General features: G+C 52.7%; 6 protein-coding genes. All 6 read right to left on the bottom strand.

Going from position 1 to position 17,363, the window contains the following annotated elements:
- Positions 1–15: 15 nt before the first annotated feature.
- Complete coding sequence (locus tag NQU17_11480) at positions 16–474, bottom strand: DUF3783 domain-containing protein (protein UUM11265.1); 459 nt, start codon at positions 472–474, stop codon at positions 16–18.
- Positions 474–989 carry a peptidylprolyl isomerase gene (locus tag NQU17_11485; GenBank protein UUM11266.1) on the bottom strand — a complete coding sequence of 172 codons (516 nt, stop codon included), beginning with the start codon at positions 987–989 and terminating at the stop codon, positions 474–476. Before NQU17_11485 ends, NQU17_11480 begins: the two co-directional genes overlap by 1 nt.
- Positions 990–1,431: 442 nt before the next feature.
- Positions 1,432–2,427, bottom strand: coding sequence for an ArsR family transcriptional regulator (locus NQU17_11490; protein UUM11267.1), 996 nt, complete (start codon positions 2,425–2,427; stop codon positions 1,432–1,434).
- A 251-nt stretch (positions 2,428–2,678) separates the two neighbouring features.
- Complete coding sequence (locus tag NQU17_11495) at positions 2,679–8,699, bottom strand: S8 family serine peptidase (protein UUM11268.1); 6,021 nt, start codon at positions 8,697–8,699, stop codon at positions 2,679–2,681.
- 9 nt (positions 8,700–8,708) lie between these two features.
- Positions 8,709–14,564, bottom strand: coding sequence for a S8 family serine peptidase (locus NQU17_11500; protein UUM11269.1), 5,856 nt, complete (start codon positions 14,562–14,564; stop codon positions 8,709–8,711).
- Between the two features lie 779 nt (positions 14,565–15,343).
- Positions 15,344–17,233 (bottom strand): glutamine synthetase, encoded by a 1,890-nt coding sequence (locus NQU17_11505; GenBank protein UUM11270.1) that lies wholly within the window; start codon positions 17,231–17,233, stop codon positions 15,344–15,346.
- Between the last annotated feature and the right edge of the window lie 130 nt (positions 17,234–17,363).

Here is a 17,363-nt window from a genome sequence, read left to right on the forward strand (position 1 = left end):
TGTGACAGATCCTGCTTACTGCATAGAGGATCCGTCGTCGGATTCTGTTTGTTCCTGAGCGCGGCGGGCTTCTTCGGCCTGATTTTCCCTGATCAGGTTTTCCCGGTATTCTCTGGAATTCTTCAGATTCCAGTCACGATCCTGAATCAGGTGTTCGGTGAGCAGGAATTCAAAACTCCAGTCGTAGGAATTATCGGTCACTGCCGCAATGATTGGGCGTACCGGGAAGGTGGAACGAATCCCCGTCACGCCTGCTTTCAGTTCTTCATCCGAGTAGCCATTGAAGATGACGACTCGTTCCGGAGGAAGCTCGGCGCTGGCCGGTGTTCCTTTATTGTCAATCAGATCCCGGATCAGCCCGCCTCCGTTTTCCTGATGAATCAGAACCAGTTCGTGACCCATCAGCTGGAGCCGCGCCAGATCCATGGAATCGAGTCCATGAACCAGGAGAACTCTGCGCTGATTGCGTTCCATTACCGCTTCACCTCCGGCTCGTCCATCTCGTCGGCGCCTTCCACGGTAACCTTCTCCATGATCTGGTCTTCCAGCGGACGGTCCTGAGCATTTCTGCGAACACCGACAATTGCGTCGCAAGCCTCCATGCCTTCAATTACCCTGCCAAATGCGGCATACTGTCCATCCAGATGAGGCGCGCGTTCCACCATAATGAAGAACTGCGATCCCGCCGAATCCGGATGCATGGAGCGGGCCATGGAGAGAACCCCCTTGTCATGTCTCAGGGCATTGTCAAATCCGTTGCCGGAGAATTCTCCGCGGATGGAGTAGCCCGGTCCGCCCATTCCGGTTCCGGTCGGATCTCCGCCCTGGATCATGAAGCCGGGAATGACGCGATGGAAAATCAGTCCGTCATAGAAGCCTTTTTTGACCAGACTGACAAAATTTTTCACGGTATTGGGCGCGAATTCCGGATATAATTCCGCTTTCACCACACTGCCGTTTTTTAATTGTATTGTTACGATTGGATTCATTTGAGTTCCTCCTGAAAATTTGTTTTAAATTTTGTACCTATTCTATTATATGGCATATTATGACTCAGACCAAATGAATAAGTCTTGAACAACCTCTTCTGCTTTATCCGGGGTTCGTCTGGCTTAATTGGCAGGCCACAACTTAGTATAGTGCTAACCCTCGTTACATTGATCTTTTTACTGACTTACATCTTTACCTTGACCCGATGAATCGAATCACGAGAAGGTATTTATAATCATCTCTCAGACTGTCAATCTGTCGGAATGACACCTGACTGTTCAGCACCAACAGAAGTATCCCCTTTCGCCAACAGGAGTGTCCCCATTCTCTGCACAGTGATTCATCTTGACTGACAAACCCCCAATGTCTGATGGGAACCGCTGCACCCTTAATCATAGGGAGCGATCACAAAGGGACCGCCAATTGGCGGTCCCTGATGAATTATTGGATTGGTGGGGATTCCGGTTCGGCCAAAGCCTGCCGGATCAGTCGGGTGGCGTGTTCCAGATCGCGCAGCACCTGATCCCGGTTCAACCGGTAGTACATGCGGACGCCGGATTGACGAACCGTTACCCAGTGTTGGGAAATGATGTAGTTCATATGATGTGAAACGGTCGGTTTGGTCAGATCAAGCCTTTCAGCAATTTCCTGGCCAAAATGATCGCCTTCCGCAAGGAATTGGAGAATCATGAACTTGGAGTTCTCAGTCAGGTTGCCCAGCTGGACCAGGGCCTTTTTCAGGTCCTCATCCGAATCTTCTTCCTGCAGGGCAAGCTCACTGTTCGGTCCGAGCATGAGAATGACTTCACCGTCCTTATCCAGACTGATGTATAACGTGACCATGGCCGAAGATGTCACCTGGATGGTATCAAAGGAACTGAAGTCATAATATTTCTCGAATTTGCGCAGGAACGCTTCCGGATCCTGTTCGATTTCCGCTTTTACTTTCTGGTTCCAGCCCTCCAGAGCTCTTGCCCGTTCGACCATAATCTTACGGTAGAGCGGAATGCAGGCACTGAATGCCATTGCCAGTTTATCCAGATAAGCCTGTTTATTGCGCACCAGCAGGTACAGCTCCCATTTCACTTCACTGGGAATCTGGCTTTCTTCCAGCATGGTGAGCATTTCCTCATCCGAGTAAATCGGATCGGCCACCTCCTCCTGCTCATCCGACTGGTCACGCAGCAGAATCGTCAGCACACGGCTGATCTGCAGCCGGGTTTCTTCCGGTGTCATTCTGACCATGGCTTCGAGGAAGGACTCGATGGTGGGGTATGAGAACAGGGTATCCGGGGGCAGAATATAAGTTGGCTCAAACAAATAATTGGTATAGGGAGCGAGCAGTTTAAGCAGCTCGGAATTCTCCTGATACTGCTCCATCATCCATTTTTCGAAATCACTGATTCGCGGCAAACCGGACAATTCTCTTCGTTCCATGACACGCTCCGCATTCCGGAACATCCATAAACTGAAGAAAAAATCCATGACTTCACCGGGTTCAGTGGCAAAATTCATATTCAAAGACGTTCTCCCTCCCCTCATGTAATCAATCATATAGTTGCGTTTGGGGAGTGTCAAGAGACCGCGTCCGCTTCGTTGGATTTCGATCAAACTTTTCAAAACAGATCCTTTCTAAAAAAACAATGGGAGGGGGCATGATGCCGCACCATCCCATTGTGTTCATTGGTTTATTTCAGAACGTTCGCCAGCTGATTGTAGGCGGCATCCGTAATCCGGAGTGTTCCGCCCAGGACCGTGATCTCCTTGGGAGCCATGGCCTTGAGAGCAGTCAGCGTAGTTTCTGTGATCTGATCGCCTTTCACCAGAACGAGGGGCTGGCCGATTTTGGCTGCCAGTCCGGCTCCGGTCAGGGCGTCAGCGTAGGTTTCGCCGCTGGCGATGAGCAGTCCGCTGGCCTGATTTCCGTAGAACCGGGCAATCAGGGCCTGGTTGGTAGCATAGCGGTTCGCTCCCTGGATCCGTTCGGTTTCCAGGTTCAGCGCCTTGACTTCATTTTCCACGTTGTCGGACAGTGCCAGATTTCCTCCGATGAGAACAACCTTTTTAGCTTTGAGATCCGACAGAGCGGCTTTGGTTTCAGGGCTAAGGGTTTTGCCATCGGTTAAGAGCAGGGTTGCCCCCATCTGACCAGCCAACGGAGCAAAGCTCATGGCGTCGGCATAGCTGGTACCGCTTGCCAGATAAACAGTCTCCGCTTCAGATGCTGCGGTTCCTGCCACCTTGGCGGCGGTAGCATAGCGGTTGGCTCCGCTGATGCGGTTGACGGTATAGCCTTTGACCTTGAGTTCAGCTTCCACCGCGGAACTGATGGCCAGTTCTCCGCCGATGAGTGTGATCTCCTTGGCTTCGAGACGTTCCAGTTCCTTGGTCAGGCTTTCGGACAGACCGGCTTTATCAGTCAGCAGAACCGGTGCCTGCCACTGGCCGGCCAGGATTCCACCAACCATGGCATCCGCGAATGAGTTGCCGTTGGCCAGGACGACCCGTTCGCTGCGCTCAAAGCCGAACTGGCTGATGGCGCTGGCGGTTGCGTAGCGATCCGTTCCGCTGATGCGGCGAATTCCGCGGGCACGAACCTGAATCCGTCCTTCCGCTTCCTTCACGGCGCGCTGGCTGCCGCGGGTCAGGGCATACGTTACTTTGATGTCATTCTGAACCAGCTCAGCCGGTACAGTCCAGGTGGCTTCGTAGACACCGGCTGCGACTTCTGTCATGGCCGGATCGTAAGAGGTACCTGCCGGCAGTGACAGCTGGAAGCTGACATTGGCGCCGACAAGATTGGACTCGACATGCAGTTTGACCTGCTCTCCGCCGTAAACGGTAAGGCTGGCGGCCGGAGCAGCATCCGTTACAAGAACTTCAGCGTATGCCGGCTGGCAGTCGATCCGGAGCGGATTGCTCGTTGCGTTTCCTGCCAGGTCAGTGGCCTTGATCTCAACGATGTTGATGCCTTCCTTCAGGATCAGGGAATGAGCGAAGGAGCCATCCTTGTCGGTTGCTACGGTTTTGCCGTTGATGGTCAGAGTTTCGAGATTTTCATCCTTAACCTGGCCGTTAACATCCAGAACTCTTGATGTCACAACTTCAGTTGTCGGTTCTGTGAGTGTGATGGCAGGAGCAACCTGGTCGCGGACAACCTTGACCGGTGCGGAGTACTGAGTATAAGCGCCATTAACCTCGGACCGGACTTTGATTTCATTCATTCCGGACTCAAGCTTGATCAAAGTCTTGAAGGACTTTGTCGCAGTGCTTACAGTGGCATAGGAGGAACCATTGCGGTTCAGTTCGATCTTGGAGGGACCGGATACTTCACCCTGGAGTTCAACTTTTTCCTGATCGGTGTAGTATACGGATTCCTTCTGTCTGGCAGGAGTAACACCTGTGATCACCGGAGTATCCATGGAGTAATCCATTTCGGCCCGGATCATAAATCCGCCCTGGAATTCAGCATCGGGCAGGGACATGATCATGGAGCTGTCAAAGATGTAGGAGCGGGTGTTGCCCAGTTCCGTGTCATTGTCAACGGAGATGGCCGGGCAGTAGTCTCCGCTATCCGGCTGAATGAAGGCAGCCATGAACGGCTTGTCGGTCTTCAGGTTCAGGCTGGAGACATCGAAGGTATTCCATTCGCCGCGGCGTACGGTCACCGTCATTGGTTCACAAAGTCTGGTCTGCTGCGGGATCATGTAGTCATTGACTTCCATCAGAACCAGCTGAATTTCGTTTCCGCCGGGGATCGGATAGTCATTGCCCCAGAAGAAAGCTCTGACTGATTTTACATGAGCCAGTTCTTCCGGCTGGAAGACCACGCCGTAGCCATAGTTAGCCTTTGAAAGGCTGACCGCGTTTTCGGCTGTGCCGTCATCGTAGGAAAGTTCCTTGCGGTAAGGCACAAAGGGCTGAATCTTGAGGCTCAGCGGTGTGGGATCACCCAGAGCCGCTTCGGCCGGTACGGTCATGATTTCATAGTCCGGGTGATAGATGTGGAGTGTATAGCTGCCGGCGAAAATATCCTTCAAGGTGAACTTTCCGGTTTCATCGGTAACTACAGGGCTGATCTTGCCGTCTTCCAGGAGACGAATCTGAGCACCGACTACCGGTTTTCCGGTGTTGATGTCTGTCAGGGTTCCTGTGACAACGGAACGCGGGATTTTCTTCAGAACGAAGTTTTCCTCAACAGTTCCTTCTTTGGTCAGAGTAAAAGTTCTGGTTTCCGGATAATATCCGTAAGCGCTGGCTTTGAGCGTCGCTTTTTCCGTTGCCGGGAAGCGCATGCTCCAGGTTCCGTCCGCAGCGTTGACCGGAACAGAAATTCCTTTCTCTACCACTTCTACGCGGGCTTCCCGCATCGGGATGGCGGTTACCGGGTTGGCTTTCACTTCCGGCGCGAGTGTCGCAGTGCTGACCTGCGGCTTGTACTGGGTCAGAAGACCCGGTTCGGTCATCTTTTCAGGAGCGACCATGGCTTTGGGCTGCTTGTCCAGCGCGCTGACTGTGAAATCAGCGTCCTTGATCCGGTATACGCCGATGTCATCGACATACCAGCCAATGAAGGTTTCTGAACCGAAACTCCACTTGTCAGAGACAAAGCGGAATGCAACCTGAATGGTCTTGCCCTTGTAGGCTGACAGATCAAACATGCCTTTCTGCCATTCTCTGATGTGACCGGCCCATTTGGCATTGGGGATCAGATCCCAGGTCTGTCCGCCGTCAGCGGTGACTTCAACCAGACCGTAATCGGAGGCAGTATTGAAGCTCCAGTATTTTTCTCCGTCATACCAGTGACGGAAGTTCAGAACGACAGTGCCGTCCCCTTCAGGAACAACAATTTCCGGGGTAAGCAGGCGGCTGCTGGAATCATCCAGGTAGTCCCCGGCGATGATGGTAGCCCAGAGTTTCTCTCCGCTCCAGGCGCGGCCCGGACCGTACTTGACTACTTTGCCGTATTCCCAGCTGTTAACTGCTTCGCGGCCGTTGTCCAGGGGAACAATCTGAGTGGTGAATCCGCCGTCATTGGCTTCAAAATCGCTGCCGATGAGGGTATCAAAGGAAAGTTTTTTGCCGCTGACCGCCTCGGAATAATCACCGGCGTTGGCCGCTCCGTCAACGGAACGAATCTTGTAGGTGTATTCCACGCCGTCTTCCACGGTGGTATCCATATAAGTTTTGGTAGTGGTCTCGCCAACTTTGGTGAAGTCACCGCCGTTGGAGCTGCGGTATACATCGTAGCGAACGGTGTCGCCATCGTAGGAGCCCTTAAAATTAAGGGTGAGTCCTTCAATTTCGCGAACCAGCTTAACTTCTGTGGGGGGCACCGGAGCGGTGACATCCTTGCCTTCGAGTTCCACCTGGTTGATGTACCAGCCGGGACCTTCGACATATCCGCCAGCCGTCAGGATGAAGGCCAGGTACACCGGAACATCGGTTCCAACATATTTGGACAGACTAACTGAGTCAGCCTGCCAGCCGTCACTCTTGCCGGTGAAGTACTCCGGTGTCAGGTCAAACCATTCTTCTCCGTTGCAGTCGGTCACCATGACCCGGGCAACGGAAGAGTTCTTGGCCATTTCAAAATAGTGACGGAATTTGAAGGTTGCTTCCTCCACGGTGTCATCGCGCAGGTCGATGGGCGGAGTAATCAGATAGCTGACGGTATCTTCATGATGAGATGAAGCTCCCACGTTGGTTCCGACATACTTGTCGCCAATCAGCGGAGCTGGCTCGGCGTATCCTTTGGGAGATCCCTGTTTCCAGTCCCCGAGAAGGAACCAGCCGTAAAGATCGCCCTGGAATTCTTCCTTCCAGTTGTCGCGCTTCATTCCAAAGGAAAGCATTGCTTTCTGAGGTTCCGTTTCAAGAATGTTTCCGGCAAAATCCGTGGTCCGGACCTTGTAGGTCATCTCGCCTTCTTTGAGGCCGGTTCCCTCAGCTCCGGTAACAGCCGAGAAGAAAGGCGCTTTGGGAATGATTCCGGTGTAGGTGCCGTTTTTCTCATCACCTTCGGTGCGTTTCATTTCCATGACCTTGAAGGTCTCGTCTGCCTGCCATTTGTAGAGCAGTTCGGTCTTGACGATGGAGACATCGTCAGAAGCGGTGGCAGTAACTACGTAATCGGCATCCATAAAGGCAAAGGACAGGCCGGGATTCATGGTCAGGCCAGGCGCACCATTATCGGTTCCTTCGGTCAGAACGGTTCCCTTAAGCTGTCCGAGTCCGCCGGAGACAAAATCTACGGCTTTCTTGGCATTAACCAGACCATAGCCCATTGCCATATTCGGGGAAACCGGATATTTGGAGTTGGTCAGAGGGGTAGCAGTTTTTTCCAGCGTCTGCAGAATGTCATCCACTGACAGGTTCTGATTGGCAGACAGCATCAGGGCAGCGACACCGGCGATGTGAGGAGTTGCCATGGAAGTTCCATCCATTTCCTCATAGCCGCCGCCGGCCATGGAAGACCGGACCGCCACACCAGGCGCGGAAATTTCCGGCTTGATCAGAGACGGGTCGTAGGGTGAGGGGCCCAGTTTGGAGAAGGAGCCCAGTTTCATGTCAATGTCGGTAGCTGCTACCGCGATGCTTTCGGGGTAGTTACTCGGGTTTTCAATGGTTCCCGGGGTCGGAGCCGGATCAAACAGCCCCTGATTTCCGGCGGCAAACAGTGGAACAATGCCAGAGGCGCGCCATGCGCGGACAATGTCACGGAACCAGTCATCGACGCCGTCGCCGACACCCCAGCTGTTGTTGACAATGTTCGGAGCTTTGGTAGCGTCGCCGCCCGGTGCCAGCATCCATTCAGCTGCACGAAGCATAGCGCGGAAAGATCCGCCGCCGTCGCTGTTGAAGGCCTTGGCCGTAATCCATTTTGCTCCGGGAGCTACACCGACCTGATTGGAACCGTCGGGCTCATGTCCCAGGATGGTTCCGGCACAGTGTGTACCATGATTGTTGTCATCGAAGGGAAGCTTGCTGGTGCCGACTCCGTCAAACCAGCTGTAGGCCAGTTCGCTTTCCAGCGGCTGGTCCGGATTGGCTGGATTGTAGGCCCGCCAGGACTGCTTCAGCGCAGGATGGGTCCAGTCTGTTCCTGTATCGATGACACCGACAACAATTCCCTGTCCGGTGATTCCATCATTCCAGACCTGGTCAGCGTTGATCTGCTTAATGTTCCACTGCAGCGGAGTGGCATCGCCCGCCTGGGGAGCAGCTGAGGGGATCATTTCGCTGATATGAGTCTCTTTGTCCGCATAGATCTTGCGGACAGCCGGATTCATTGCCAGCTGTTCCACCGTCTGATAATCTGCCCGGAGCCAGATCATGTTGGCGATGTGGAAGGATTCATACTCAAAGCCTGTCTTCTCCAGCTGCTGAAGAATCGGCTGCTGAGTCATCAGCGCTTCGGATTTCAAAGCCTGAACAGTGGCTACGCCACGAGCCTGCTTCTGGGTAAGCCCCTGGGCCAGGAGCTGCCTGGATACAGGCAGCTGCTCGAGCACAAGAGAGGATTCCATCTGGATCAGATAATCGTGGAGACCGCTTTCGCCCTGGGTTTTGACAACTTCAGGCGCGAGCTTGACCGAAAGATCCCGAGTTTCATTCAGATCCCGCAGCATGCTGACTGGCTCTGCCAGAACAGCCTGATTGGGAAGCAGGATCAAAAAGGCCAGAAGGATCGCTATAAATCGTTTCATACATTCCTCCTAATTTTTGAGCAGGGACTGGATGGTTGTTTCCAGTTCTGTACTGATGACGAGATGACCGCCCAGGATCAATACCTGACGGACCGTTGAAGCCTCAAGATAGGTCTTGGCTGCTGCCGGCAGTGCCTTGTCCGTGCTGAGCAGGACAGGCAGTCCCAGCGGAGCGCTGGTCAGAGCGTCTGCCAGGCTTGTGCCGTTTGCCAAAACGACTTGTTCGGGAGTTCCGGCAAAGTGCTTGAGGATCTCCACGTTGGTTTCATAACGGGTGGTTCCGGCCAGACGGGTTACTTTTCCCGCTTTAATCTGAGCCGGCAGGGCAGCATCCAGAACTTTCTCACCACCGAGCAGAGTCACTTCGGCAGCTCCGTCGAGGACTGCGGCAACCTTGGGATCCAGGGTCTTGGCAGGGCTCAGCAGAATGGGCAGTCCATAGGATCCGGCTGCCATGGCATCGGCCAGGCTTTCACCGGAGGCAACGAGGAAGCGGCCATCCTGCTTCATGGAAGCAGCGACCAGAGCGGAAGTTTCGTAACGGGTAGCTCCGGCAATTCGGGTAACCGTCAGTCCCAGGGCCTTCAGGCTGGCTTCGACTTCCGGCTTAACAGCCAGTTCTCCGCCGACAATGACGACTTCCTTCGCTTTCAGGAAGGAAAGCGCCGAGGCGGTTTCAGGGGTCAGTGATTCCGGCTTGGTCAGAAGGAGCGGTGCCTTGTTCTGGCGGGCCAGAGGTCCGGCTACCACGGAATCGGCGAATTTCTCACCGCTGACCAGGTAGACTTTTTCGCTTGTGCCAAACATGCGGGCAACTTCCGCTGCCGTCGCGTACCGGTTGGCACCGGCGATGCGCTGTGTAACTGATGCGGTTCCGACCATGATCTTGCCAGGAGCCATATAGCTCTTGTCGACGGAACCGTCCTGATGACGGAAATGAACATAATAGCTTCCCAGACCGATTGCCGGGGCTGTCCACTGTGCGGTGAAGACACCGTCTGCCGCGGTCATGGATTTCCATGCGGCCGCGTCGGGCACATCACTCAGGCTGACCTGGAAGGAAACCGTTCCCTTGGCAGCTTTCGCCTGCAGATTAACCACGTCGCCTGCTACCACTTTGGTATCAGCCAGCGGGGAGAGAGCTTCGAAGGTCGGCTGAGCAACTGGCTTAACTTCCACGTTGCGCCGTACTTCCGTCACATTGCCGGCTTTGTCGACTGCCTGATAGACGACAACATTGCTGCCGTTGTTCAGGATCAGTTCATGCCGGAAGGCTCCGGTGGATTCCACTTCAACCGGTTCTCCCTGAATGGTGAGATGGTCAAAGTTGGCATCAAATACTTTTCCGGTTGTTTCCAGGAAACGGTCTGCCTGAACGGTCTGATCCCAGGGCAGGGTGACGTTCAGTTCAGGTTTGGCGTTATCGAAAATCACCGTAACCGGCTTGGTCGGGGTCGTTTCTTTCTGATCCTTCATCGCCGTAGCCGTCAGTTCGTGGCGGTCTCCGGTCAGGGTCAGAGTTGTGTTGAATTTGCGATCCGCGGTCTGGACGGTGGCAGCCAAACGGCCATCGAGGTACAGGTTGACGGAGCAGTCGCCCTGAACACTTCCTGAAACCGGAAGTTCCCGGGTGTTGACGTAATGGACTTCATTCAAGTTGTCCAGTGTAATATTTTCCAGAGATTTTGCATATCTGGCGCGAATCATCATGTTTCCGACTACGCCCAGCTGTGACAGCGGAGTCAGTCCGCCGCCGGAGTAGACATAGCTGCGTTCCTGAGGCACGAAGTCCGTGCCGCCGGTATCCAGCGCCATGGCCGGTGAGTATTCGCTGGCTGTGGTCTGAATTACTGCCAGACCAAAGATGCCTGAAGTACTGAAGTCCATATCGGACAGGTCGAAGGTATTCCACTCGCCGCGTTTGACTTCAACCGGCTTGGGAGCAGCGGCAAATCCGATGGGTGTTCCATCTTCATTCATTCTCAGGATGGCCACAGAGGATGAAGTACCGCCGGGTACCGGCCAGCCTTCTTTTCCGAAGAATACGTCAATGGCCTTCACTTTTACAAATTCACCGGGTTCAAACAGAACCACGTTGCCGGCATTCTTGCCCAGGACCAGGAAGTTTTCTCCTGAACCGTCATCCCATGACTGAACCACTTCATAACCCACGAAACGTTTCAGTTCCACGGCAGCAGAAGTTGCTGAATCAGCCAGGACATGCACGGTTTTTTCGCCTTCCAGGTAATCCGGATGGGATACAACCAGTGTGTAGCTTCCTACATATATTCTGGGAAGTTCGAACCGTCCGTTGGCATCGGTGACCACTTCCGCGACGCGGACGTCCTCACGGACTCTGACTTTCGCGTTGGCAATCGGCTTTTTGCTGGTTTCATCGAGAATGACGCCAGTCACCTTGTTGGTGGCTTTGGGTTCCAGATGGAAATCAACGGTCTTGGTTTCATCAGCCGCCAGTGAGAACTTCAGGGACTGCGCTTCAAAGCCATAAGCTTCTGCCCGCAGTGTGATCTGATCAGCCACTTTGTGGAACAGGCGATATTCACCGGTCCGGGCGGAGCTGGTAGCATATCGGCCCGTTTCAACGACCCGGATGGTTGCTCCTACCGGTGCCTGCGCAGCAGGTTCGGCGGTTTCAACGGCCGGTGCGATACCAGCGGTCTGAACGCTCTGCAGTTTCAGGCTCTGCGTCGGCAGTTTTTTCTCCGCCTCTTCTTTTTCAGGCGCTGCTGCTTCTTTAACAGGTTCTGCTTCTTTTAATGGTTCAACTGCTTCCGGCAGGGAGTATGCAGTTACACCGGAAATGTACCAGCCCGGATACTGGAACAGGTCATCGGAAAGAAGTGTGAACCGAAGCAGGACGTTGGATTCTCCACGGTACTTGTCCAGAGAAATTTCCACATCACTCCAGACTTTCTTTTCTCCGGCGTACTTCTCTGAAAGATCGGTCCAGGTTTCTCCGCCATCGACAGAAATCTGTACGACACCGTACTCGGCAGGATTACCCTCTTCAATTTCATACCAATGGGTGAAGTTCAGGTAAGCATGTCCTTCTGCGGGAATCGCGAAGGCAGTCTCATTCTGGATGTAACTGTCGGACCGTTTGCGATAATCGCCGGTCAGATTGGTTCCCCAAACGTAGTTTGAATTGTACGGCTTGGATGGAGCGTTTTCATCTAATTCGTTCCATTCTACTTCACCGTACTGCCAGCAGGAATTGATTCCGCCGGTTTTGAAGTACGTATTCCAGGTATTGCTGAATTTTGCTTTAAAGAACTCGTCGCTCTTGAGTGAGTCAACAGTCAGCTTGGCAGGAACAGCCGATGCTTTGCCGGAGAAGTCTACGGCTGACACGCGGTATTCATAGGTCTTATTGGAGTAGATGCTGGCATCTCTGTAATCAGTGGCATTCACTTTGGCGATTACGTCATATTCACCGCTCCACTCATTCAGGCGCTCAACGCGGTAGTGGTCCAGGGTGACATCAGCCACCGGATCCCACGCCAGCTTAATGTAGTTGATCGTTGATTCTTCAAGCTTCAGTCCGGTTACATCCGATGGCACTTCGCCCTGAGATGTTTTGAACGAGAAGTCGTCAATAAACCAGCCATCTCCTTGGTCTCCATAGTCGGAGAAAAAGTCCAGCGCAACGAAGACTGGGGTTTCACTTCCTGCGTAATCGCTCAGGTTAACTCCGGCCTCGGTCCAATCGGTGCTCTGACCCTTCCAAGTTTTTTCCAGCTGCGTCCAGGTTTCTCCCAGATCAGTCGTGACGAACACACGGCCATGGTCGTAATCAAGAACGGTGGGTGTATCAATCCAGTGCTGGAATGTAAGATATGCCGTATCCAGCTCTCTCAAATCAAGCGGAGGAGTGATGATGGTGCTGTTGGCGGGGCCGGTATATTTATCTTTTAATTTGGTTGCCAGTGCGTTTTCACCGGAGAATGCCTTGCCGGGTCCCTTGGCGGGTGTTCCCAGTTCCCAGTCTCCATCCCAGAACCAGCCGACCGGATCGGCTTCAAAGTTTTCAAAGTATCCGGCCTTCATACCAAATTTGATATCCATGGTATAGTCCGGGCTCTTTGTAACCACACCGTTGAAGTTTGTTGCTTCAAACCGATAGGTCAGGCTGGCTTCCTTCAGGTCTTCTGCCGGAACCAGAATCTGATACTCTCCGGATTTTTCATCGCCGGAAATATCCTTCATCTCATATTCCTTGACCGTTTCACCCTGGGTGACTACTGCTTTTACCTTGGTGACAGAAACAGTATCTTTTACCGCGGCGGTCAGGTCAAGGTCGCTGGATGTAAATCCAACCTTCAGCAGCTGCTCATGAGAAATCGCTGTTTCTCCCGGAGTGGCTGAACCAGCCAGAACACGTCCCTGGATCACTCCAACCTGTCCCTGCTGAGCCGAGTGAACGGCTGCATAGGCGTCAACGACACCATAGCCATAACCCATGTTGGGGCTCTGCCGGAACATGTCGTCGGTGCGCGGGATGGCGGTGTTTCTCAGGATGTCCTCATAAAAGAGGTTGGGTTCTGCATTGTGAACCTGCTTCATCAGCGCCAGAACACCGGCGATGTGAGGGGTTGCCATGGAGGTGCCGTTCCATCCGGACTGATATCCGCCGCCCGCGATGGAGGAACGGATGTTGACGCCAGGCGCCGACAGGTCAGGCTTGATCTTGGTCGGATCATAGGGTGAAGGTCCGAGCAAACTGAAGTTACCCAGAACATCGTCCTTATCCGTAGCCGCGATAGCCAGGACGTTCATGTAGTTTGCGGGGTTTCCGATGGAACCGGGAACCTGCGGAACCTGGGAGTTGGCATTTCCGGCGGCAAATACCGGTGTGATGCCTGCTGCGACCCAGCTATTGACAACATCTACATAGAAGTCATCCTTACCAGGATTTCCACCCCAGCTGTTGTTTACAATATCCGGCTTCTTCTCCAGCATGAACTGGCCGGCCTTAATTAATCCTGCAATGGAACCGCCATCAGCGTTGAACGCCTTAGCTGCAATCCACTGAGCATCCGGAGCTACACCAATCTGGTTGGAGCCATCGGCTTCTGAACCCAGAATGGTTCCGGTGACGTGGGTTCCGTGTGGAACACTCAGTTCGTCATAAGGCAGCGGTTTTCCGGCAACACAATCGATCCAATAATCGGATGGATTGGCCTGGCCTGCTCCCTTCCATTTTCTGGCAAGGGCCGGATGAGTTCCGTCAACACCGGAGTCGATGATTCCGACGGTGATTCCCTTTCCGGTAATTCCCTCTTCCCAGAGGACGTCCGCGCCGATCTTGGAAATGTTCCATTCGATGCGTTCATCCGATGTACGGATTTCCGGATCGGAAGGAACGATTTCCGGGACTTCCAGCGGAATGACCCGGTCGAACAGGATTTTTTTAACGTCGCTGCGCTTGGACAGCTCATTGACGACGGTTTCCGTTGCATCCAACGCAACTACGTTGGCTACATAGAAGGATCTGACATCCTCTACGGTTCCCTGTTTCACCTTTTCGTTCAGATTCTGCAGCAGTCCCTGCTGAGCGCGGAATGCTGTGCTTTTCAGTCCATCCACCACAGCAGAGTGCCGATCCATGCCTTTTGCCAGGGCCTGGGTGGAAAGCTGCTGCTTGTCCAGACTGTCTTTCATATAAACAACGATGGGAATGTGCTTATTCCCTTTTTTAAATTCGCTGGCGATGAGCGGATCCACCTCGGCCTGACCAAAGGTCAGAGAGGGTGAGACTCCTGCCGCCGACTGATTCTCAGCAAATGCCGGAATCGAGCCAAACAACATAACTCCTGCAATCAGGAATGATAATAGTCGTTTCATGTTTCCTCCTTAAATTAAGACTCAGTTAAAACCATTTCCCCAAATGGCCAGGTCACAGCGACCTGGAAAACTTACCCCTCAGTCGGGCTCAGAGTCAGGCGATCCTATCGTCTGACTCTCCTATGAAGTACCGAACCGCGTGTCTTCTGTTAATCCTCTGCTGACTTTGATTCCCCCCTCTTCTATTGATGACTCTTGCCCTTAATGGGCCCCCCAATCGTTGCAGGAGCTCAGGTCTCTTTTTATATCCCATGCTTCTGACGTTCCCGGGAGAAATAAATCTCCCCAAAAATCCGGGTCTCATCCTCCTTTTTCTTCAGGATGATAACCCATGCTTTTGCATCAATAATATATCCATCTAACTAACGTGTCAATTGAATCAAACCAATTCGTTCAACCTTCGTTAAACAATTACAAATATGTTAATACAACAAGTTGTTTGTTACACTTTGTTGATGATTCCGTAATCTAATCGGTTTTATCAAATTAATTACCGGTTCGAAACTGTATTGGATCCAGAATTATTGTTCATTATTTAACCAATCGTTCGATCATATTGATATGATCAGGGATTTTCAATCATTTTTTTGCCAGTGTTGACAGGGAACAGGCGTTCGAATATAATCAATATTAGAACAAAGGTTTGAATTCAACCGTTTGATTTCTGCCGTCTCCTGCGGGGGAGACAAAAAATCCCATGATAAAAGGAAGTTGTACTGCCATACAACTTCCTCTTTTTTTACTTGTTTTTATTCATTTTCTGTTCATTTTCAATCGGATCAGTCCAGGATATTCATGCGGTACCGCCGATACAAACCATTTAATTCAGCCATCAGTTCGTACATCCTGATCTGAGCATCGGAGGCTGTCTGATAATCTTTCTTCAGAATCGCCTGGTGAATCGTGCCGATTACGCTCAGCTGATCCTCTTCATCCACCATCAGCTGCTGCCGCAGCTTGTGGATCCGGTTCCACCGCTTTTCATCCAGTGAATCCACTGAGTGGTGCAGTTTTTTCATGCTCCGGATTTCTTTGATGAAATTGGGAATGATCCGGTGATCCAGTTCCAGCGCCCATTTGGAAGTGACAGCCAGACCAAAGGAATCAATCAGCTGTTCCGTCAGGACACCGCCCTGGGTCAGGACCTCTTTCTTGGGCGCATACAGTTCAAAATGGCGGACGTTCTCCCAGACCGTTGCCGGGAAATGGCCAAAATAGCGCTCCCGCTCCTCATCGGTGAAGGCAGTAAAGACATCCTCCTCGGAACGATACATCCGTTCTGTCTCCAGGTACTGCGCCTCTTCTCCGGGTGCTTTGGACAGCTCCTTCAACAGATCATCCTCCGTCTTCCCGGATTCAACCGCCCAGGTCATGCCGTGGAGCATGGTCTGCAGCACGGTGGTCATCGCCAGATAGGTGTTGGTATGAGGATTGGGTGATCTCAGTTCAAACCTGGTAGCCAGGGGATTTTCCACATCCCGGATCAGACCGACTAAAATGGACCGGTTACGGGACGGAATTTCCAGGGTCTGACCCAGGGAGGTTACTGTACAGATCGGGGCTTCATATCCCTTCTTGAGTCGGCGGAACGCATCATTGCTTTGGACAATGAACGGACTGATGATTTCATAATTGTTCAGGAGTCCCATCAGTGCAGCGTAGCCAAACCGCGACATGAAGTGAGACCGGCCTCCGTCAAACAGATTGACGTTCCGTCCATCCTTCAGAGTAAGCATGACACCCAGATGGACGTGTTCGCCGGATCCGGCCACCCCTTCCATTGGCTTGGCCAGGAAAGTGACTTCCATTCCCATGTGGCGGAAGACTTCCTTGACGATGAGCTTGACCATGATTTCATTGTCAGCTGCCTGAACAGCTTGATCAAACCGCCAGTCGATTTCCAGCTGTTCCATGATGCCCTGCAGCGAGCCTTTCTGGTTCAGCCGGGATTTCACGCCACCTACTTCTTTGTGGCCCATTTCCGGCTGGAGTCCGTAATCAGCCATGACCAGCAGCGTCTTCTCCAGAGCGGTGCGAACATTGCCGCGGGTTCTGGCCCAGTACTGTTCCTTAAGTTCCTGAGAAACGGAGAGTTCTTCCATGTCCCGGTTTTCGTCCGGTGTTTTTACCCAGAACTCCAGCTCCGTGGCAGCAGTGATGTCAATTCGGTCAATGTCTCCGGGAGTTATTCCCATTTCCAGCAGCGACTCAGGATGGCTCTCCAGCAGCTGACGCACCTGAGCTTTAAAATGGCTTGACGCCCGGTTCAGGATGGAACGGGAGTCAACCGCCTTGCCATCATGGAACAGAAAGCAGGGAATCTTGATCGTGGCCACCGGCTTGCCGGTTTCCGGATCCAGATGTTCTACATTGCGGTCGATCCACCATTTCACGCTGCAGTCCAGCTTCATGTCAATCTTGGCATTATTCAGCGTGGCAATCCCAGGCAGGATAACGGAGGATCCGTCCGTCTGTACCGCCGTGCCGTTCAGGAATGTGTCCAGGTCCTTGCGGAACACGGCCACTGGTATCTTTTCGTCGGTTTCATGTCCCATCAGATCCACACCGGCTACTGAAACAAATCGAATTTCCGGGTTTTCGTCCAGAATTCGAAGGAGCATTTCCTTGTTTTGTTCTTCCGGCAGAATAAATCGTCTTTCTTCCTTCATGTTGGTCCCCCCACCGGCTGCCGCATGATCCTAAAACCAGTCAGCTACCCTGTTTTTACTTTTTCATCATAAAACCATTCAATTTGCGCGTCAATCAGGGCACAAAGCAGAAAACCTTACCATAAAAAAT

The organism is Clostridiaceae bacterium HFYG-1003, assembly GCA_024579835.1.
Taxonomy (GTDB): domain Bacteria; phylum Bacillota; class Clostridia; order Clostridiales; family Clostridiaceae; genus JG1575.